This window comes from Micromonospora sp. WMMA1363 (assembly GCF_030345795.1).
GTDB lineage: Bacteria > Actinomycetota > Actinomycetes > Mycobacteriales > Micromonosporaceae > Micromonospora.
Map to the genome: position 1 here is coordinate 1,482,284 of NZ_JAUALB010000001.1, position 19,334 is coordinate 1,501,617.

The 19,334-nt window shown below is 71.4% G+C and carries 21 protein-coding genes and 2 pseudogenes; 10 read left to right on the top strand and 13 right to left on the bottom strand.

Annotation, left to right across the window (positions count from 1 at the left end; translation table 11 throughout):
• Window positions 1–108 precede the first annotated feature (108 nt).
• The 3 genes from QTQ03_RS06850 (at window position 109) to QTQ03_RS06860 (ending at window position 1,883) form a co-directional block, all read left to right on the top strand.
• Window positions 109–669, top strand: a complete 561-nt coding sequence (locus QTQ03_RS06850) for a TetR/AcrR family transcriptional regulator (RefSeq protein ID WP_289277246.1) — start codon at window positions 109–111, stop codon at window positions 667–669.
• Between the two features lie 180 nt (window positions 670–849).
• A complete protein-coding gene (locus QTQ03_RS06855; protein ID WP_289277247.1) occupies window positions 850–1,671 on the top strand; it encodes an NAD-dependent epimerase/dehydratase family protein in 822 nt (273 codons plus the stop codon).
• On the top strand, window positions 1,671–1,883 hold the full coding sequence (locus QTQ03_RS06860; RefSeq protein WP_289277248.1) for a hypothetical protein: 213 nt from the start codon (window positions 1,671–1,673) through the stop codon (window positions 1,881–1,883). Before QTQ03_RS06855 ends, QTQ03_RS06860 begins: the two co-directional genes overlap by 1 nt.
• Window positions 1,884–1,967: 84 nt before the next feature.
• Here the strand turns inward: QTQ03_RS06860 and QTQ03_RS06865 are convergent, their stop codons facing one another.
• Both QTQ03_RS06865 and QTQ03_RS30585 read right to left on the bottom strand, forming a co-directional pair.
• Window positions 1,968–2,873 carry a haloalkane dehalogenase gene (locus tag QTQ03_RS06865; RefSeq protein ID WP_289277249.1) on the bottom strand — a complete coding sequence of 302 codons (906 nt, stop codon included), beginning with the start codon at window positions 2,871–2,873 and terminating at the stop codon, window positions 1,968–1,970.
• A gap of 114 nt (window positions 2,874–2,987) precedes the next feature.
• Entirely contained in the window at window positions 2,988–3,143 is a 156-nt protein-coding gene (locus tag QTQ03_RS30585; RefSeq protein WP_502889844.1) for a hypothetical protein, read from the bottom strand.
• A 72-nt stretch (window positions 3,144–3,215) separates the two neighbouring features.
• On the opposite strand from QTQ03_RS30585, the gene QTQ03_RS06870 reads away from it, so the two are divergent.
• The 6 genes and pseudogenes from QTQ03_RS06870 to QTQ03_RS06895 all read left to right on the top strand — a co-directional run bounded on the left by QTQ03_RS06870 (window position 3,216) and on the right by QTQ03_RS06895 (window position 9,158).
• Entirely contained in the window at window positions 3,216–4,106 is an 891-nt protein-coding gene (locus QTQ03_RS06870) for an SDR family NAD(P)-dependent oxidoreductase (RefSeq protein WP_289277250.1), read from the top strand.
• 66 nt (window positions 4,107–4,172) lie between these two features.
• Window positions 4,173–4,754, top strand: a complete 582-nt coding sequence (locus QTQ03_RS06875) for a TetR/AcrR family transcriptional regulator (protein ID WP_289277251.1) — start codon at window positions 4,173–4,175, stop codon at window positions 4,752–4,754.
• 336 nt (window positions 4,755–5,090) lie between these two features.
• Window positions 5,091–6,008 carry an oxidoreductase gene (locus QTQ03_RS06880; RefSeq protein WP_289277252.1) on the top strand — a complete coding sequence of 306 codons (918 nt, stop codon included), beginning with the start codon at window positions 5,091–5,093 and terminating at the stop codon, window positions 6,006–6,008.
• A 30-nt stretch (window positions 6,009–6,038) separates the two neighbouring features.
• Window positions 6,039–7,032, top strand: a pseudogene (locus QTQ03_RS06885) (AraC family transcriptional regulator ligand-binding domain-containing protein).
• 312 nt (window positions 7,033–7,344) lie between these two features.
• Window positions 7,345–8,499: a sensor histidine kinase gene (locus QTQ03_RS06890; RefSeq protein WP_289277253.1), complete on the top strand. Its 1,155-nt coding sequence runs from the start codon at window positions 7,345–7,347 to the stop codon at window positions 8,497–8,499.
• Complete coding sequence (locus tag QTQ03_RS06895; protein WP_289277254.1) at window positions 8,496–9,158, top strand: response regulator; 663 nt, start codon at window positions 8,496–8,498, stop codon at window positions 9,156–9,158. The genes QTQ03_RS06890 and QTQ03_RS06895 overlap by 4 nt, the downstream gene beginning before the upstream one ends.
• Window positions 9,159–9,276: 118 nt before the next feature.
• Here the strand turns inward: QTQ03_RS06895 and QTQ03_RS06900 are convergent, their stop codons facing one another.
• From QTQ03_RS06900 to QTQ03_RS06940, 9 genes are all read right to left on the bottom strand, one after another.
• Window positions 9,277–10,080 (bottom strand): ABC transporter permease, encoded by an 804-nt coding sequence (locus tag QTQ03_RS06900; protein WP_289277255.1) that lies wholly within the window; start codon window positions 10,078–10,080, stop codon window positions 9,277–9,279.
• Window positions 10,058–10,906 carry a 2-aminoethylphosphonate ABC transporter permease subunit gene (locus QTQ03_RS06905; RefSeq protein WP_289277256.1) on the bottom strand — a complete coding sequence of 283 codons (849 nt, stop codon included), beginning with the start codon at window positions 10,904–10,906 and terminating at the stop codon, window positions 10,058–10,060. Before QTQ03_RS06905 ends, QTQ03_RS06900 begins: the two co-directional genes overlap by 23 nt.
• Window positions 10,903–12,045, bottom strand: a complete 1,143-nt coding sequence (locus tag QTQ03_RS06910) for an ABC transporter ATP-binding protein (protein WP_289277257.1) — start codon at window positions 12,043–12,045, stop codon at window positions 10,903–10,905. Before QTQ03_RS06910 ends, QTQ03_RS06905 begins: the two co-directional genes overlap by 4 nt.
• Window positions 12,046–12,127: 82 nt before the next feature.
• Entirely contained in the window at window positions 12,128–13,171 is a 1,044-nt protein-coding gene (locus QTQ03_RS06915; RefSeq protein ID WP_289280717.1) for a 2-aminoethylphosphonate ABC transporter substrate-binding protein, read from the bottom strand.
• Window positions 13,171–13,872, bottom strand: coding sequence for a phosphonatase-like hydrolase (locus QTQ03_RS06920; RefSeq protein WP_289277258.1), 702 nt, complete (start codon window positions 13,870–13,872; stop codon window positions 13,171–13,173). The genes QTQ03_RS06915 and QTQ03_RS06920 overlap by 1 nt, the downstream gene beginning before the upstream one ends.
• Window positions 13,869–14,987, bottom strand: a complete 1,119-nt coding sequence (locus QTQ03_RS06925; protein ID WP_289277259.1) for a TIGR03364 family FAD-dependent oxidoreductase — start codon at window positions 14,985–14,987, stop codon at window positions 13,869–13,871. Before QTQ03_RS06925 ends, QTQ03_RS06920 begins: the two co-directional genes overlap by 4 nt.
• Window positions 14,988–15,134: 147 nt before the next feature.
• Window positions 15,135–15,875 (bottom strand): GntR family transcriptional regulator, encoded by a 741-nt coding sequence (locus QTQ03_RS06930; RefSeq protein ID WP_289277260.1) that lies wholly within the window; start codon window positions 15,873–15,875, stop codon window positions 15,135–15,137.
• 52 nt (window positions 15,876–15,927) lie between these two features.
• On the bottom strand, window positions 15,928–16,185 hold the full coding sequence (locus QTQ03_RS06935) for a hypothetical protein (RefSeq protein WP_289277261.1): 258 nt from the start codon (window positions 16,183–16,185) through the stop codon (window positions 15,928–15,930).
• Between the two features lie 117 nt (window positions 16,186–16,302).
• Window positions 16,303–17,412, bottom strand: coding sequence for an alkaline phosphatase family protein (locus tag QTQ03_RS06940; RefSeq protein ID WP_289277262.1), 1,110 nt, complete (start codon window positions 17,410–17,412; stop codon window positions 16,303–16,305).
• Window positions 17,413–17,717: 305 nt separating this feature from the next.
• Between QTQ03_RS06940 and QTQ03_RS06945 the strand changes: the two are divergent.
• A pseudogene (locus tag QTQ03_RS06945) lies at window positions 17,718–18,242 on the top strand (HD domain-containing protein); the annotation flags it as partial.
• Between the two features lie 280 nt (window positions 18,243–18,522).
• Here QTQ03_RS06945 and QTQ03_RS06950 read toward each other — a convergent pair.
• Complete coding sequence (locus QTQ03_RS06950; protein ID WP_289277263.1) at window positions 18,523–18,960, bottom strand: SRPBCC family protein; 438 nt, start codon at window positions 18,958–18,960, stop codon at window positions 18,523–18,525.
• 11 nt (window positions 18,961–18,971) lie between these two features.
• A complete protein-coding gene (locus QTQ03_RS06955) occupies window positions 18,972–19,307 on the bottom strand; it encodes a hypothetical protein (protein WP_289277264.1) in 336 nt (111 codons plus the stop codon).
• Between the last annotated feature and the right edge of the window lie 27 nt (window positions 19,308–19,334).

Sequence of the window (19,334 nt, forward strand, 5' to 3'; positions counted from 1 at the left end):
CATTGTGGCACTGACCATAGTGGAGCGGTACGGGTCCGGTGACGGACTTGACGGTCCTCCCGTCGGGAACTTAGTTAGCCGACTAACTGGTTGATCGGAGGCTCTCAGATGCCCAACCGGCAGGCCAACAAACGTTCCCGGTTGACCGAGGCCACGGTCAGGCTCGTGCACCAACAGGGATTCGGACGCACCACGCTCGCCGACATCGCCAGCGAGGAAGAGGTCCCGCTGGGCAATGTGTACTACTACTTCAAGACCAAGGAGGCCATCGGCGAGGCCATCGTCGCGCAACACGCCGAGCACTACACCGCGCTGCGCACGCAGTGGGAAGAGAGCGGCGACGCACGGTCACGGTTGGTGGCCTTCGTGCGAATGACAGCCAACAACCGCGTACAGCTCGCCCAGAGCGGTTGCCCGGTCGGCACGCTCTGCGCCGAGCTCCACAAGACCGGCGGCCCACTCGCCGAACGGGCCGGCGCCATCTTCGAAGAGCTGTTGACCTGGCTGACAGCGCAGTTCCGCCTGCTCGGTCACGACGACGCAGCCGGTTCGGCCCTGCACCTGCTGTCCGCGCTGCAGGGCGTCTCGTTGGTCGCACACAGCGTCCGGGATCCCTCCCATGTCGACCGGGAAACCGACCGACTCATCCGTTGGATCCAGAGTTTGTGAGCCACCAGCCGCGAGGAGTATCCGTGCAACACACGACCGACCGTCACCGGTCCGCCCCCGGGCGCCGCTTACCGCGCTCTCCGGTCCCGTCGCCGCCCTCGCCCGTCCCCTGGCCGCCGCCCGTCCCCTGGCCGCCGCCCGTCCCCTGGCCGCCGCCCGTCGCCCGGTCGGAGCGGAGTCGTGACCACGGCGCCACGCCGAACGCGCGTCCTGGTCACCGGCGCTACCGGCTTCCTCGGTCACAACATTCTCACCGCGCTGACCAACCACGCCGACGTCACCGTCGTCGCCGCGTGCCGCACACCCGACCGGCTACCCGCCGCCTTCGTCGGCGAGGTCCGCCTGGGTGACCTGCGCGATCCCGGCTACCGCAGGACCGTCGTGGACGACGTCGACGTGGTCTGCCACGCCGGCACCTGGGGGGCCTTCTGGGGGCACGCCACACTGGAACGCCGTCAGTTCTTCGCACCCAACCGGGACCTCATCGACCAGGCGGTGCACCGGGGTGTACGCCGCTTCATCCAGACCAGCACCGTCGCGATCGCCGCCCGGCCCGACCGCGGGCAGCCGGTGGACGACTTCTCGCCGACCCGCCGCACGGGCTTCTGGCCACACCTGGACCGCCTCATCGACATCGACGACCACATGCGCCGGCACAGCAACCAGGGGACCCAGATGGTCACCATGCGCCTCGGGCACTTCGCCGGCGCCGGCAACAGCCTCGGCATGGTGCCCGCCCTCGTGCCCCGGTTGCGGACCGGACTGGTGCCCTGGCTCGCCGGTGGCCGCGCCCGCCTCGCCCTCGTGGCCGGCACCGATCTGGGCGAGGCATTCGCGTTGGCCGCCACCGCCGACCGTCTCGACGACTACGAGTCGTTCAACGTCTGCGGACCCACCTTCCCCACCGCCCGCGAGGTCATCGAGTTCATCGCCGACGAGACCGGCTCACCGCGCCCCTGGTTCAGTGTCCCTACGCCGCCGGCTACGCGTTCGCCTGGCTGATGGAGCGGCTGCACCCGATCCTGCCCGGGTCGTCCCCGTTCCTGACCCGCTCGCTGGTGTACGTCTCGGAGGACTGGTCCTGCAACACCGAGTACGCCGAACGAAAGCTCGGATACACCCCACACAAGGACTGGCGCGTCGCCGTGCGTGAATCAATCGCCGACGCCAGGGCCAGGGGCTTCCCATGGCCCGCGTTGGCCGTCCGATCGTAGTCGGTATGCCACCCGGTGGCATCCATCCCGGCTGACCGCGGGCGCGATGCCGACAGCCACCGGTTTGTTGGGGTGGGGTTCGCGTCAGCGGCCGGGGCGGCGGGGATTCAGGGTGACGAAGTCGGCAATGGCGACGCCGAGTTGCTTCCCCGCGTCCTCCTGCAGGAAGTGGCCGCCGCCGGGGATGGTGACGGACTCGGCGCCGGGCACCGTGCGGTGCAGGATCGGCCCCATCGCGGCGGTGACCGGGTCGTGGTCACTGAACGCCACCAGGAACGGCTTGTCCCAGGTGGACAGGCGCTGCCAGGCTGCCCGATTGGCTGCGGAGGCCGGGTTGTCGGGCGTGGTTGGGACGAGATCCGGCATGGCCCGGGGCGCGGCCTTGTAGGTCTCGTCCGGAAAAGGTGCGTCGTACGCGGCGAGGACCTCGGGCGGGAGTGTGGTGTGACAGCCGGACTGGACCAGACGCGCCACGTCCAGGGCCGGCGCGGCGCGCACCGCACTGCGGAAGCGCAGCCACACGTCGGGCATCTGCTGGTCCCCCGTCGGCAAGCCCGTGTTGGTGGCGACGAACCGCGCCATTCGGTCGGGGTTCTCGGTGGCCAGCCGCAAGCCGATCAGGCCGCCCCAATCGTGCCCGACGACGGTCACACCGTGCAGGTCCAGCACGTCGAACGCGAGCGAACGCACCCACTCCACGTGCCGCGCGTAGCTGTGCTCGGCGACATCGCCCGGCTTGTCGGAGCGGCCGAAGCCGATCAGATCCGGCGCGATCACGCGCAGCCCGGCGTCGGCCAGGATCGGGATCACGGCGCGGTACAGGAACGACCAGGTCGGCTCGCCATGCAACAGCAATACCGGCTCGCCGTTGGCTGGCCCGGCCTCAACGTAGGCCATCCGCAGGCCGTCGACGACCTCGACATAGCTCGGCTGGTACGGAAAACCGGGGACGTCGGCGAACCGCTCCTCCGGAGTGCGCAGCACCCACATCGGCACAGCCTCGCACAGTCGCCACAGCCACGTCGATAGTGAAATGCCCGAGGGCGTTGGCCACGCACGATGGCAGCCGTCCCGCCAACACCACCCTGAGCGTGGGACGTCCGGTCAGCCCGCGGCCGGCATGTCGATGATGGTGCCGTCCTTGTCGAGCGTGTGGGTACGCCAGTACACGTCCCACTCGTCGTCGACCTTCTGCGGCACCTTGCCCTCCGGGAATCGCCGGTATCCCGCAGGGGGCTCCGCACCGTTCGAGATACGGATAGATCATCCGTATGCGTGCTACAGTCGAATCAAGCGGATGACCTATCCGCATAAAGGTGGAGGTGATGAGCCATGAAGAAGACGGCTGTGGTCACGGCCGGAACGGCCGGTATCGGGTTGGAGACGGCGCTGGGGCTGGCTGCTGCCGGGTTCTCGGTCACCACGGTCGGGCGCAACGCCGCTCGGGGCGCCCAGGCGGTCGACCGAGTCAACGCGACGAGCCCGGCACACCCCGGCCGGTTCCTGTCCGCCGACCTCGCCTCGCTCGGCGAGGTGCGGGCACTCGCCGACCGGGTCGCCGCCGACCATGCCAGCTCGGGCGAACCGCTGACCGTGCTGGTCAACAACGTCGGGGCGATGTTCGCGGACCGACAGGACCTGGACGGTGTCGAGGCATCATTCGTCGTCAACCACCTCTCGCCATACCTGCTCACCGAACTGCTGCTGCCCACGCTGACGGCCGGCGCGCCGAGCAGGATCGTGAACGTGACCTCGGGCGCGGTCGCGGCCGCGAAGCGGGTGTTCGACGCCGTCGAGCCACCCGGTGGCTACTACGGCTTCCACTGGTACGGTCGCGCCAAGCTCGCCAACCTCGCCTACACGCTTGACCTGGCAACACGGCTGGACGGCACGGGCGTGTCGGTCTTCGCCGCCGATCCCGGCGGCGCCGCGACCGACATGACCAACGGCACGCTGGCCGACCCGAAGATCGTCTCGCCCGCCCTGCGGCTGCTGTGGCCGCTGGTGCGCCGCACGTTCGAACGGTCGACGTCAGGTCCGGCCTCCGTGGCGGCCAGGCCCTCGATCGTCGCCGCCACCGACGAGGCCCTGGCGGGTCGAACCGGCATCGTCATCGGCGCCCAGGCGCGCCCGGTGACGCCATTCCGGGTGGCGACCGACCCCCGCGTCGCCGAAGCCGTGCGCCGACTCAGCGAACGACACGCGCCCCTTGCGGCCACCTGAACCTGCCCGCGAGCCGGCACGGGCGGCGGAGGCATTCGGATGGCCTATCCGACTAGCATGTCCCCCATGGCGACCACACCGCTACGCAGGGACGCGGCCCGCAACTGGGACCGGATCGTCGCCGTCGCCCGTGCCCTGGTCGACCAGGGCACGCAATTGCAGCTCAACGACGTCGCCCGGCGCGCCGGGCTCGGTGTCGGCACCGTCTACCGGCACTTCTCCACGCCGGAGGCGCTACTGGAGACCATCGCCACTCCCTGTCTCGAAGCCCTGGCCGCCCATGGCGAGCAGGCCCTGGCCGACACCGACCCCTGGCGCGGGCTGGAGGGTTTCCTGACCCACACCGTCGAAGCGCAGGTCACCGATGCCTCCCTGGCCCCGGTCACCGCCGCACCGGTCGACGCTCTGCCCCGCACCACGGCACTCAAGAGGTCGCTGTGGTCGGCCGGCGCCACCCTGCTCGACCGGGCCCGCGAGGCCGGGGTGGTCCGCCCCGACCTGGCCTCCGCCGACCTGGTCCCGCTCATGTGCGGCATCGCCTACGCCGTGCACGTCCACGGCGGCGATCCCTCCGACCGGGTCGGCACCGCTCATCGCTACCTGGCCACGCTGCTCGGGGGTCTGCGAGCCACCCCTCCGGTCTCCTGAGCCGCGTCCCGCCGCTCAGGAGACCGGAGGCCAACCCACGCTCCATTCCGACACCACCCGGACAGAAGCCCGGCGGCCCGCCGCCGGATCATGTTCGCCCCCGGCACGCCGGTGCCGGTCGCCCCACCCCAGTCTTGGACGGGTCACGTCACCAGGCGGACCACCGGGACGGGATGAAGCCGACCCGCCGAAGGACCTCACCAGGTGTGAAACGGCGGGCGACGGCAACACGGGTCCTGTCGTCATGCGACACGATCTTGGCGCGATCCGCTAATGCCGCGTCGTCCTTCGCGGCCCAGACTTGCTGACACGGGACGACGAAGGAGGAGAGATTCGGTGAGGTACACCCGCGAATCGGTGCCGGACCTGACGGGCAGGACGACGGTGGTCACCGGCGCGAACGGTGGTCTGGGTCTGGAGACCGCGAAGCTGTTCGCCAGCAAGGGCGCCCACGTGGTGATGGCGGTGCGCAACCAGGAGAAGGCGGCGAAGGCGGTCGAGGAGATCCGAGCAGAAGCCCCGGCGGCGTCCCTGGAACTGGTCGAACTCGACCTGGCCTCGCAGGCGTCCGTGAAACGGGCCGCCGAGCAGATCCTGGCCCGGCACGAACGGATCGACGTCCTGGTCAACAACGCGGGACTGATGGCACTGCCAGAGCGGCGGACGGCCGACGGGTACGAGATGCAGTTCGGGGTCAATCACCTCGGACACTGGACGTTGACGGCGCTGCTGATGCCGGCGATCCTGGCCGCCCCCGCCGCCCGGGTGGTGACCGTGACATCGACGGCCCACCACATGGGCCGACCGCCCGATCCGGACAACCCGCACCTGCACGGTACCTACGACCCGTGGCGTGCCTACGGCCAGTCCAAGCTCGCCAACTACCACTTCGGTCTCGGTCTGCAGCGGGAGTTCGACCGGGCCGGGGTGAGCGCCCGCAGCCTCATCGCGCACCCCGGCCTGACAGCCAGCGACCTGCAGACCCACACCGTCGAACAGGGTGGTGGCGGCTGGCTGGGCCCCTTCTTCGCCTGGATGGCCCGGCGCACCGGCATGGGTGTCGAGAACGGTGCGATGCCCCAGATCCGCGCCGCAACCGACCCGGATGCCAAAGGCGGACAGTTCTACGGCCCGCGATTCGGCAACAACGGCCGCGCCGTCCGACTGCCGGTCCTGCGTCCCGGGGCCGACGCCGCCATCCGAACGCTGTGGCAGGTCTCCCAACGGGAGACGGGCGTCGCGCTCACGGTGTGAGCACGCCGGGGTCGACCAGGAGAGGGCGCGATGCTGACCACCGAGCACTACAGACTGGACCCGAACGCGCGGGTGCTGCTGTCCGACCTGGGCCTGTCCGTCGGCAACATTCTGCGCCCGGGCCGGGCTGCCGGGAGACGCGCTCTCCACCGCCCCGGTCTCCGTCACACCGGACCAGTTCGTCACCCTGTGGGAGGCGATCGCCGCCGAGGCCGACGATCCGCAGCTGCCGATCCGGATCGGTCGGGCCATCTCCGTCGAGGCGTTCCAGCCGCCCGTCTTCGCGGCGCTCTGCAGCCCGAATCTCAACGTGGCCGCCGCCCGCATCGCCAAGCACAAGGCGCTCATCGGACCGCTACGACTGATCGTCACCCCCACCGAACGAGGGCTTGAGGTGGAGTTGCGGTGGCCGCCACACCACCGGCCGCCCGAAGCCCTGACGACGACCGAGCTCGTGTGGTGGGTCGCCCTGGCCCGCCTGGCCACCCGGGCGACGGTGGTGCCGGTCGCCGTCACCAGTGCGCAGCCACCGGCTGCCGCGGCCGCGCTCGCCGACTACCTCGGTGTCCGGGTACGGCGATCGCGGCGCTTCACCATCACCTTCAGCGCCCGGGACGCGGCCCGTCCGTTCCTCACCGCGAACGAGCCGATGTGGGAGTTCTTCGAGCCCGAACTCCGCAGACGGCTCGCCAGCCTCGAGACGGGCGCGACAGCACGCCAGCGGGTACGGGCCGCCCTGCTCGAACTGCTGCCCAGCGGCCGGGGCACCGTGGACAGCGTGGCCCGCGAGCTGACGGTCGGAACTCGGACCCTGCAACGTCGACTGAAGAACGAGGGCACCAGTTTCCAGGCCGTGCTCAACGACACCAGGGCCTCGCTCGCCCACCACTACCTCGACGAGGGGCACCTGTCGGTGAGCGAGATCGCGTTCTTGCTCGGCTACGACGAGCCCAGCTCGTTCTACCGGGCGTTTCACGCCTGGACCGGCCGCACCCCCCTGGCCGTCCGGACAGACCGCGACTGACCACACAGGCTGGCGGCTGACCCGGACCACGGTCCAGTTGTCACCCGCGGGGTGCTGACCGCGCGCCGGCCCGTCGGCGGATCCATAGCCTCGGACGGATCGGACGGAGCCGTGGCGCTCCGGGCACGGATTCTCGCGAAGGAGCCGCGGTCCCGCTCGGCGGCGGCGAGTTCGGGCCGACGGCGAGCCCTTCGCGGTGCTGACCGGCACGGTGTGACGATCGGGTACCGGTGGCTGCCTCGCCAGCAGGGCGATGTCGTGCACCGCCGGCGGCGCACCAGCCTGGCCGGTACGGCCCGCTAGGCTGCCCACGTGATCGACCTCCAGCGGATCCCGGGCCGGTGGCGACCGAGCGACGTCACGGTACGGGACCTGCCGTTCCCGCTGCTACTCGCCGCCGCGGCGCTGGTGCCGGCACTCCACGTCCCCGGGACGCAGCTCGGTGACCTGCCAACCCGCCCCCTGGACGCGCTCGCCGTTGCGGTCGTCGCCCTCGAGTGCCTTCCACTCGCCGTGCGGCGACGGTGGCCGGCCGGCTGTCTCGCTCTGGTGTCGCTCGGCTTCGCCGTCGACCAGCTACTCGGCTACCACACGGTCGCGGGTATCGCACTGCCGGTGGCATTGCTGAGCGCGGGAGCTCATCTGGAACGTCACCGGCGTGCCGTCGCGGTCGTCGGGTCCGGGGCGTACGTGCTGCTGGCGGTCGCGCTCGACCGGCTCGGATCGCCGGAGGGACTTGCCGGGTTCGTAACGTTCTACCTGGTGCTGGCCATCGCGTGGGGCGCGGGGGCGTGGCTACGGCTCTCCCGGGCCGCCGAGGCAGAACGCCGCCGCCACGTCGCCGAGACCACCCGCACCGCGGAACGCACCCGCATCGCCCGCGAGCTGCACGACGTCGTGACCCACCACGTGACGGCGATGGTCGTGCAGGCCGAGGCGGCGCGGTACCTCACGGCGGCTCCCGAGCGCCTCGACCAGACCCTGGCGGCCGTCTCCGACACCGGCCGGCGAGCCGTCACGGACCTGCGGCACCTGCTCGACCTGCTCAACCCGGACCACGGCACCGGGCCGGTGACGCCGTCCGTGGGCGAACTCCACACCCTCGTGGAGCAGACCCGGCGGGCCGGCCAACCGGTGGAGTTCACCGAGGAGGGCAGTCCCCGCGGCACGACCGGCAGCGCCGGGGTCGCGGCATACCGGGTCGTGCAGGAGGCTCTGACGAACGCCCTCAAGTACGCCTACGGCAGCCGTACCGTGGTCCAGGTGCACTACGGCTCAGTTGGGATCACCGTGGAGGTCAGCACCGCCGACTCGGGGTCGGGCGCCGCCCCAACCGGCGGGAGCGGGCGGGGTCTCACCGGGCTCCGCGAACGAGTCGGCCTACTCGGCGGCGAGTTCAGCGCGGAACGGCGGCCGGGCGGCGGCTTCGTCGTGCGGGCCCGCATCCCCACCGGGAGCCCCTCGTGACCGCGCCGGTCCGGGTCCTGGTCTGCGACGACCAGGCGCTGATCCGCACCGGGTTCACGACGATCATCGACGCTCAGCCCGACCTCGAGGTGGTGGGCGAGTGCGGGGACGGGCGCGCCGCGGTCGACCTCGCCGGCCGCCTGCACCCGGACGTGGTGGTGATGGACGTGCGGATGCCGGTCCTCGACGGCATCGGGGCGACTCGTCTGCTCGCCGGTGCCGGCGTGGCGCATCCCGTCAAGGTGCTCGTGGTGACGACGTTCAACCTGGACGAGTACGTGTACGAGGCGCTGCGGGCGGGGGCGAGCGGGTTCCTGCTCAAGGACGCGCCGCCGGCGCAGCTGCTGCACGGGATCCGGACCGTCGCCACCGGCGCGGCGCTGCTGGCCCCCGAGGTGACCCGCCAACTCGTGGGCAGGTACGCCGCGCGGATCCGGCCCGCCGAGAACACCCCGGACAGCATTCCGCTGACCCCGCGCGAACTGGAGGTACTCCGCCTCATCGCCGACGGCCTGTCCAACAGCGAGATCGCCGCGACGCTGGTGATCAGCCAGGAGACCGTCAAGACCTACGTATCACGCATCCTCACCAAGCTCGACCTGCGCGACCGCGTGCAGGCGGTGGTCTACGCCTACCGGCATGGCCTGGTGCTGACCTGAGAATCCGCGCGACCCGCGCTCCACGCCAGTTGTCGGCGGTGCCGCACCAGGGACCGTCACCGGTCCGGCACCGCCTGGACCGGCGGAGGGCACGTCGAGACGGACGGTCAGGACCGGGTCATCGGCGACCGCCCGGCCCACGGGCCACCCTTCCGAGCGCCAGCAACGCCACCAGCGTCGCACCGAGCAGGATCAGTGTCGCCGCCGCCGCGTCGAACGTGCGCCCGCGGTCGGTCAGCGTGAATACGGTGACCGGCAGGGTGCGCCAGTCCGGCGGGTACACCATGATCGTGGCGCCGACCTCGCCCATCGACAACGCGACCGTAAGTGCCGCGGCCGCCGACATGGCCGGCAGCAGCATCGGCAGGCGGACCCGCCAGAGCACCAGGGCGGGCCGCGCTCCCAGCGAAGCGGCGACCTGGGCGTACGAGTCGTCGATGCGGGTGAGCGCGCTGGACACGGTGGCGTAGGAGAATGCCAGGACCAGCACCAGGTGGGCGATCAGCACGATCCAGCGGGTGCCGTTGAGCAGCAACGGCGGCCGGCTGTACGCGACCAGCAACCCGAGCCCGACCACCACCGACGGGATGGCCACCGGCAGGTGCAGCAGCGCGTCGGCGCCCCGCCGCAGCCAACGGGGTGCCGCGGCGAGGGCGAGCGCCGCCCAGGTACCGACGGCCACGGCGGCCAGCCCGGCGGCGGCCGCGGTCTGCAGGCTGACCAGCAGGCTGGCCTGGTTCTCGCCGGTCAGCGCGGCGCTCAGGTGGGCGGTGGTGAAGCCACCGGGCAGGACACCGTTCCACTCGGCGGCCAGGGCGGCGGCCACCAGCACGGCCAGTGGCGCGGCCACGATCGACAGGAAGACGGCGGCGAACAGCGTCCAGACCGACCACCGGCCGCTACGGGACCAGATCAGCACCACGGTCTCCCTTGCGTGCGAAGATGCGGCGGTAGAGCAGGTAGAGCACGACGGACAGCGCGACCTCGACGACGGCGACCACGCAGGCGCTCGGATAGTCGAACGTGACCACCCCCTTGGAGTGCACCAGCATCGGCAGCGTGATGACGTCCTTGGCGCCGATGAAGAGCACGATGCCGAACTCGTTGAGCGTCATCAGCAGGGTCAGTGCCCCACCGGCGGCGACGGCCGGGGCGATCTCCGGCAGCACGACCCGGCGCAGGACCTGGCCTGGCCGAGCGCCGAGGGACGCGGCGACGGCGAGGCGTTCCGCCGGCAGGTGGTTGAGGGCGGCGAGCGCCGGCCGCATCACGAACGGTGCGTAGAAGGTGATCTCGGCGAGGACGACGCACCACCGTGAGTAGAGGAAGTCACCGAGTTGCAGCACCCCGGCGGCGCCGTAGAGGAAGGTGAAGCTGAGGGCGATCAGGAAGGAGGGGAAGGCGAGCAGGGTGTCGACCATCCGGGAGACCGCACCGGCGCCGGGGAACGGGACCAGCGCCAGCACCACGGCGAAGAAGGTGCCGAGCACGACGCAGCCGGCGGTGGCGGCGCCCGCGACGAGCACCGTGTTGCCGATGGCCCGGTGGAACTCGCCGGCACCCAGCACGGACCGCCAGGTCTCCAGCGTGGTGACACCGTCCTCGTTGGTGACCGACTGCACGGCGACGAGTACGAGCGGGTAGATCAGGAAGCCGGCCAGCACCACCAGCGGCGGAAGTGCCCAGAGCAGCGGGGAGATCCGGGCGGCGCGGGCGGGCCTGGCCACGGCGACGGCTGCGGTGGTCATACCCCACCTGCCAAACCCTGCGGGACGAGGCCGGCTGCGCCTCCGGTCGGGGGACGGGCGCCCGTCGACGCCACCACGGCGGCGCCGCGCTCCGGCAAGGTGACCCGCACCGGAGAGCCGACCTGCGGGAGCCCGTCGACGCTGGGGACGTCGGCATGCACGCTGACTCCGCCGGTTCCGTCGGCGTCGAGCCCGTCGATCAGGCAGGTCAGCCGGTAGCTGGCACCCCGCCACTGCAGGCCGGTGAGGACGGCTTCGAGGCCGGGCCCGTCACCGCGTACCCCGATGGTGTGCGGCCGAACCGCGATCCGCACCCGAGCACCGGGGGTGAGCGGCGCGGAGGCGGTGGCGGTGGCGGTGACCATGCCCACCTGAACCGTGCCGTCGACGTCCCGCACCGTGGCCGGCAGCAGGTTCGCCCCGCCCAGGAAGGCGGCGGTGAACTCGCTCGGCGGCTGCCGGTAGAGACCCTGGGCGGTGTCGAGATCGAGCAGTTCGGCCTCGCGCATGACGGCGATCCGGTGCGCCAGGGTGAGCGCCTCGGTCTGGTCGTGGGTGACGTAGAGCATCGCGACGTCCGGCAGCTCGTCCCGGAGTTGGCGCAGTTCGTCGAGCATGTCGGCGCGCAACTGCGCGTCGAGGGCGGAGAGCGGCTCGTCGAGCAGGAGCACCGGCGGCCGGATCGCCAGCGCGCGGGCGATCGCCACCCGCTGCTGCTGCCCACCGGAGAGCTCCCGCGGGTAGCGGCGGCCGTAACTGTCCATGCCGACCAGTTCCAGCATCTCCTTGACGCGCCGGGCCGACTCGGCGCGCGGCACCCGCCGGGCGCGCAGGCCGAACGCGATGTTGTCGGCGACGGTGAGGTGCGGAAAGAGGGCGTACTGCTGCACCACCACGCCGAGACCGCGCTTGTGTGGGGGCGCACCGGTGACGTCCCGTCCGTTGAGCAGGACCCGGCCGGACGCTGGCCGGACGAAACCGGCCAGCGCCTTGAGGGCGGTGGACTTGCCCGACCCGGAGGGGCCGAGCAGGGCCACCGTCTCGCCGGCGGCCACCTCGAGCGAGAAGTCCCGCAGCGCCGTGACCTGCCCGTAGCGGACGCTGACGCGGTCGAACTGGACCGCCGGCGACTCGGTCATGCGGTGTTTCCTCCTTGGGCCGGCCTTCCCGGTCCTCGCCCGCGAGGCCGTCGGGGCGGCACGGCTGGTTCGGTGCGGCCGGTCATGCCAGGCCGAGTGCCGTGTTGTAGGCCGCGATGTCCGCGTCCATCTCGGTCAGGATCTTCGCCCAGTCGGCCGGCCAGATCTCCACGTCCTGCAGCGCCTGCTCGACCTGCTGGAACTGGGCGTCGGTGGGCTTGATGTCGGCGCGCGCCGGGACGCCGTAGGCCTGCTGGGACACCTGCTCCTGCGCGGGCTTGGCGAGCAGGAAGTCGGCGAGCTTGCGACCGGCGTCGGCGTGCGGGGCATCGGCGGCCAGGCCCATGGTGTACGGGATGGCGAAGGTGGAGGCCCTGCCGTCCGGACCGGCCGGGAAAAAAATCTTGAAGTTGGACCTGTCGTTGTTGATCGACGCGAGGTTCATCTGCACGTCGCCGTTGGCCACGTAGATTTCGCCCTTGCTGACCTTGGGCTGCAACTTCCCGGTGGAGGACGACGGCCCGACGTTGTTGGCCTCGAGCTTCTTCAGGAACTCCAGGGCCTTGTCCTTGCCGAGGATGTGCTGCAGGTGCAGCAGCACGGCGGTGCCGTCACCTGCCTGGCCGGGCGTCGAGTACTGCAGCTTCTTGGCGAACGTCGGGTCGAGCAGCTCGTCGAAGTTCTTCGGGGCGACGTCGACCTTGTCGGGGTTGTAGATGAAGCAGAGGTAGTTGTTCACCAGCGGCACGTAGGTGTCGGTGGCACCGGTCACCTGGTCGGCGCCGGCCGGCGTGTAGGGCTGCAGCAGCCCGTCGGCGTCGGCCTTCTGAATGTAGGGCGGCAGCGTGACGACCAGGTCCGCCTGGACGTTCGACTTCTCCTTCTGCAGCCGGGAGACGACCTCGCCGGAACCGGCCTCGATCATCTGCACCGCGATGCCGGTCTGCTTCTCGAACTCCACGAACTGCCTGCCGTACCAGTCGCCGAGCCCGTCGGCGGAATAGACGGTGACGGTCTTGTCGCCGCCGGCCTCGCTGGGGGCGGCGGTGCCCGAGCCGCACGCGGCGAGCGCGAGCGAGGCCACCGCGAGGGTGGCGAGGGCCAGAGGGGTACGTCGCATGGTGATTACTCCTGGGGAATGTCGGTGGGAAGGAGAAGGGTTTCGAGATCGTTGACGGAGTTGAGAACATGGGTGGCGCCGGCGCCACGCAGCGCGGCGGCGTCGTGCGCGCCGGTGAGCACGCCGGCCACGATGGCGGCGCCGGCGCGGCGGCCGGCGAGCACGTCCGAGGCGGTGTCGCCGACCGTGGCGACCTGCCGGACGTCGTCGATACCCAGCCGCAACAGCGCGGTGAGCACCAGGTCGGGATAGGGCCGCCCACGCCCCGCCTCGGCCGGCACCAGGGTCAGGTCGGCGAGGTCACGCCAGCCCAGGGCGGTGAGGATCCGGTCGGCGGTGGCTCGGGAGAAGCCGGTGGTGAGCGCGGTGCGCACCCCGGCGGCCCGGAGCTTGGTGAGCAGTTGCTCGGCCCCGTCGATCGGCGCGCAGAGCCCGGAGTCCACCAGGAGCTCGTACGCCCGCTCGAAGGCGTCGTTGAGGCGCTGCGCCGCCGCCTCGTCGTCGCGGGTGAGGTGCCGGAAGACGGTGATCTTCGATTCACCCATCGTGGCCCACACGTAGCGCAACGCGGCGTCGTGGTCGGTGATCGTCGCGCCGGCCTCGTCCAGCGCGCGGGTGAAGGCCTGCTCGACGAGGCCGTCGTCGGCGACCGTGGTGCCGGCCATGTCGAAGCAGACGAGTCGCGTCGTACCTACCGAGGTGCTCACCAGTCCAGCTCCTTTGCGGTCTGCTCGGCGATCGCCGGAGCGCAGGTCATGCCCCGCCCGCCCGGCCCGGTGACCAGGACGGCGTTGCCGCCGACCGGCCGGCGTTGCACGATCTCGGCCGGATCGAGGCACTGGGCGTAGACACCGTGCCAGCGGCGCCGGATCGCCGGCAGCGGCCGGCCGAGCAGCGCCGAGGCGACCTCGGCGAGGTGCTCGTAGGGCTCCTCGACCTGGTCGAACGCGAACGGCTCGGCGTACGCGTGGGTGTCGCCGATGGTCAGGCCGCCGTCCAGACGCTGCACCATCAGCAGCTGCATGGCGTGCTCGGCGGCGACCGTCGATTGCGGCTGGGTGGCGGTCAACGCGTCGAGCTGCGGCCCGCGGAAGCCCGGGTAGTAGCGGAAACTGTCGGCGTCGGCCACCGAGGTGGTCAGCGGCTCGTCGAGCGGCGCGGTCTGGGCCATCTGCAACCAGACGCGGCGCACCGGCAGGTCGGGCGCAAGTTCGCGGACCAGACCGGCGAGCACCGCGCCGGTGGCCAGGACGACCTGGTCACCGGAGTGCACGGTGCCGTGGTCGTCCCGGACCCCGCCGGCGGTGAGATCGCGCACCTCCCGGCGGGGCAGCCACTGGTAACGGCCGCTGGCGGCGAGCGTCGCGCGCAGCGCCGGCAACGCCACCCGGGATTCCACCGCAGCGTCGCGTTCACACCAGAGCGCGGCGGCGAAGTCGCCGCGCAGGGCCGGGTTGACGGCCCGCGTCTCGTCCCGGTCGAGCAGCTTGAATCCCCGGGCGGCGGCGTCGGGAGCGGAGGCGGCGGCCTCGGCGACGGCGACCTCCTCGGGGGTTCGGCACACGGTGAGCGACCCGTTGGCCCGGAAGCCGATGCCGGTCACCTCGGTGCCGATCACCTCCCAGAGCTCGCGGGCCCGCAGGGCGGCCTCCAACTCGGCCCCGGAGGCGCGCCCGGAGACCCAGACCAGGCCGAAGTTGCGGACGGTGGCGCCGCGTACCTCCGCTTCCCGCTCCAGGTGCAGCACCTCGTGCCCGCGCCGGACGGCCTGCCAGGCGTGCATGGTGCCGAGCACCCCGCCGCCCACGATGATCAGTCGCATGTTCTCTCCCTTGCTCGGCGACGAGCCTCAGGGAGGGCGCTGACCTAAAGATGCCGGGAACATGACTCGCTGGTAAACGACCCCGAAAGGTTCGGACCTTTAACGGGGCGCGCGACCCACGACCGGCCGATCCCCCGGCCCCGAAGGTCAGCCGATCAGCCGGGTGACGAAACCGATCCGGTCCCCGCGGTACAGGGACCGAACCCGCTCGATCGGCACGCCGTCCTGGTCCGCCGAGACCCGCTGCATGAGCAGCATCGGCTGGGCCGGGTTCGTGCCGATCAGCATCGCCTCACGCGGGCTGGCCAGCACGGTCTCGATGCGCTCGGTGGCCTCGGTGTATCGGATGCCGTACCGATCGGTCACGTGCTGGTAGAGCGAGCCGGTGCCGTCGAAGCCGTCCATCAGATCGGCGAACCGGCGCACCGGCAGGTAGGTGCTCTCCAGCCCCAGCGGCTCACCGTCGGCAAGCAGCACCCGCTCCAGGTGCACCACCTCGTCGGTGGCCTCGATGCCCAGGTCCGCGGCGAGCGGGCGACCGGCGGGCCGGCGCTCGACGGTGACCACGCGACGGCCCGGCTGGTGACCCATCTCGCGTAGCGCCTCGGTGTAGCTGTGCAGGACGAGCGGCTGGATCAGCTTGGGAGCGGCGACGAACGTGCCCCGCCCCCGGTACGCGCGCAGCCGCCCCTCCATGGTCAGCTCGGAGATCGCCTGCCGCAGCGTGGAGCGGGCCACCCCGTACGCCACCGCGAGCTCGCGCTCGGCCGGCAGCAGGGCGCCCTCCCCCAGCTCGGCCAGCAGGTTGAGCAGCTGGTTCTTGACGACGAAATGTTTGGGCACCCGGCCGTGCTCGGGCACCCCACCGCGGACCGCTTCAACCGTCACCGGCCGACCCTACCGCCAGGGGGTCGGACCGCCCGACCCCCTGGACAGTCGATCAGGAGACGCGCAGGTCGTCGATGACCCAGTACCAGTTGTTGCTGGCATCGTGGTACCGGAACTTGACCACCATCCGGTTCGCGCCGGCCGGCACGGTCACCGGCAGCGACTCGACCGTGGCGCGGGCATCCGCGCTGTACCGCTTCACCAGCCGGTCGGCACCACCGTCGAAGGAGACCAGCACGTCGGCCTTCTGCGCGCCCTCCTGCCGGTAGTGGGTCGCGTAGTTCAGGTGCACGGTGCTGCCGGCCGTCACCGGGAACGCCGGGGAGACGAGGGTCGAGTCGAAGCTGCCGCCGCCGAACCAGTCGGCGAACTCGTCGCTGTCGGCGACCGCGAAGACGCCACGGGTACGTAGGGCGTTCTCCCGCTCCTAGCCGGCCTGGGCACGGCTCCAGAACTCGTCGGTCGCGAACGCCCAACCGCGCCACTCGGTCATTCCGCCGCTCGGCATCCTGCTACGGTCCACCGACCAGCCGGCCGGCGCGTCCGGTGTCCAGCCGGCCAGCGAGGCCGGGATGCCGATCTCGTCGACCCGGGTGCGCAGCGCCAGTGTGTCGAACGGGTCGGTCGACCTGGTCCGGACGCTCTTGCCGTCCAGCGCCACGGAAACGCCGAAGTGCTCCAGCGCGGTGCTGGCGACGTCCACCTGACGAACGTCGCTCGGCCGCGACCCGGCCGTGATCCCGGCGCCCTTGGCCAGCAGGAACGTGCGCCGCTCGTCGACGCCGCAGCCGCCGTGGCCGCCGAACGGCACCCGGTGACCGTGGTCGGTGGTGACCACGACCAGCCAGTCCTCGGAGGCATACGTCGGCCGAGCCGCGATCGCCGCCAGCATCTGGCCGAGTTGCCCGTCCTGCTTCTCGATGGCGGCCCGGTACGCCGAACCGGTGCCCCGGGTGTGCGCGACCACGTCGGTGTTGCCCAGGTAGACGAAGGCGGCGTCCGGGTCGCCGGTACGCAGCCGGTTCACCGCGTCCGCCGTGATCTTGGCGTCCGCCGCGGCGTAGTCGCCGGCGTCGAGGGTGAAGCGGGTGTCGATCGCGCTGGAGAACGTGCCCTGCGTGTGCAGCACCGCCCAGTCAACCGCGGAGTACGTCTCGTACGACGGATCGGCCGCCTCCAGCCGGCTCAGGAAGTCCGGATAGGTGCCGTACCGCTTGCCGGCGAACGTGTTGTCCCGGACGCCGTGCCGGTCCGGCCACACGCCGGTGGCGATGTTGGACCAGCCGGGGCCACTGGACGAGTCGGCCGTCGAGGGGCACTGCACGAGGCTGTGGCCGAGCGAGCCCTGCGCGGCGAGCGCGTCGAGGTTCGGGGCGTTCGCCGCTTCGACGCTCTTCCAGTTCACCCCGTCCATGCCGACGACGAGCAGCTTCTTGGTCAGCGGCGCGGACTGCGCGGCGGCGGGGACGGCACCCCCGGCCAGGGTGGCGACGGCCAGGGTGGTCGCCAGCGTGAGCGACCAGTACGTGCGTTGCATCGTTACCTCCATCGGCTAGCTCCGCGCCACATCGAAACTGGTCAAAGTGAACGGGAGTTGCCGAAGGAGCGGTCCTCCGAATATCAGGTTCGAACCAATTTTGGGCGAAGATGCTAAGGAGACACGCACGAGCGGGCTGGCGGACGGCCCCCTGCACAACCCTCGGTCCGGTGCCGCGGGACGGCACACCTGTCGAGGTGCCGCTGCTGCTGCCAGCGAACCCGTGCCACCGGCGCGGTCGACCGACCTACCAGCTCCCTGCCCACCGCAGCAACGAGTCGAGGCCCACCATTAGGGTGACCGTCATGTCTGCCGTGTTCGACGCCGATGGTCTGCTGAGCTTCCTCGCCGGGCTCGACGGGGTGTACGATGCCCCTCCCCCGCTGGGCGACCCGGTTGACCTGCTGGCACACGGTCTGCAGTGCGCGGCGGTCCTACGAGACGAACGACCGGACGACCTCGGGCTCCAACTGGCGGGGCTGGTCCATGACATCGGGCATGCCGTCGGCGACGATCCCGACCATGCCCGGGTGGGCGCCGACTTCGTCCGCCCCGCCCTCGGCACGCGGGTGGCGGACCTCGTCGCACTGCACGTCCCGGCAAAGCGCTACCTCGCCGCGACCGAGGCCGACTACGAGCTGTCCGAGGCGAGCCGACTGAGCCTTCAGCGGCAGGGCTCCGCGATGACCAGCGAGGAACGGGAACGCTTCCTCGCCCATCCCGCGGCGACCGACGCCGTGACGTTGCGCCGCGCCGACGAGGCGGCCAAGGTCGTCGGACGCCCGGTCCCCGGTCTCGACGTGTGGGCGCCGCGCCTGCGCGAGTACGCCGGCAGCGCCGTGCCAGTGCACGGTGACGTCCCGGTCGACCAGCGTGACCTCGAGTCCGGTGAGTTCGCCGACGTGCGGGTCACGGTGTCCGGTGTGGTCGCCGGCGACCGGTCCACCGCCTGAGTCCATCCGGGCGGAGTGGCGTCCGGCGAGGATCGCGGCGACCGCCGCGACCACGGCCAGGGTCAGATCGACGAGGAACAGCGGTTCGAACCTGCGGAGGTCCTTCGCCAGGCACACGGTGGCCGGCCCCGCGCGGGGCCGGCCACCGTGTGCCTGGTCAGTGGCTCGATTCCACGGCCGTCTTGAGGGCGGCGAGCCAGGCGGTGAGGGAGGACGCCAGCGCGCTGCGCATCCCGTCCGGATCGGCGGTAACGGGCGGTCCGTCCCAGGACTCGGCGGTGTGCACGTGCACGCCGTCACGGCGGGTTTCGAATGTCCACACGTGAATGCCGTCGATGCCGTGCGCAGGCCCGCCCCAGGCGATGCGCCGCAGGGGCCGGACGTCGCTGATCGTGGAGACGATCGACAGGCCCTGGGTCTGCCAGGCGAACGTGCTGCCCGGGCTGACCGGGCCTTCGAGGCGCGCCTGGTCGATGTCGTGCTGCCAGGTCGGCCACCGGTCGACGTCGGTGTGCAGGCGCCACACCGCCTCCAGCGACGCGGCGACGACGATGGATGCCTCGACGACAACCACTGCGTCTTGGTCGACGTGCACGGCAATCCCCCTCAGTCCCACAGGGACACGGCCACGACGGCCGCGGCGACCGGCACCAGCAGCCAGGGCTCCGCGAGCACAAGCAGTGCGGTCATGGCCAGCGCCGCGTAGAGCAAAGCCCTGGCCACCTTGCGGCGGTTACGCCGGGCGGCCTTCTTCGCCGTCTGGTCGACGTCGCCGAGCGGCGCCGGGCCACGCGGGGGCACCGGGCCACGCGGGGGCACCGGGCCACGCGGGGGCACCGGGCCACCAGCGGGCACCGGGTTCACCGCGACAGTCGGGTCGGCTCCTACAGTCGGCGTGTTCTCGACACTCATGTTCTCGACATTCACGTTCTCGACACTCATGGCACTACTCCCATCGTTAGAGTGGTT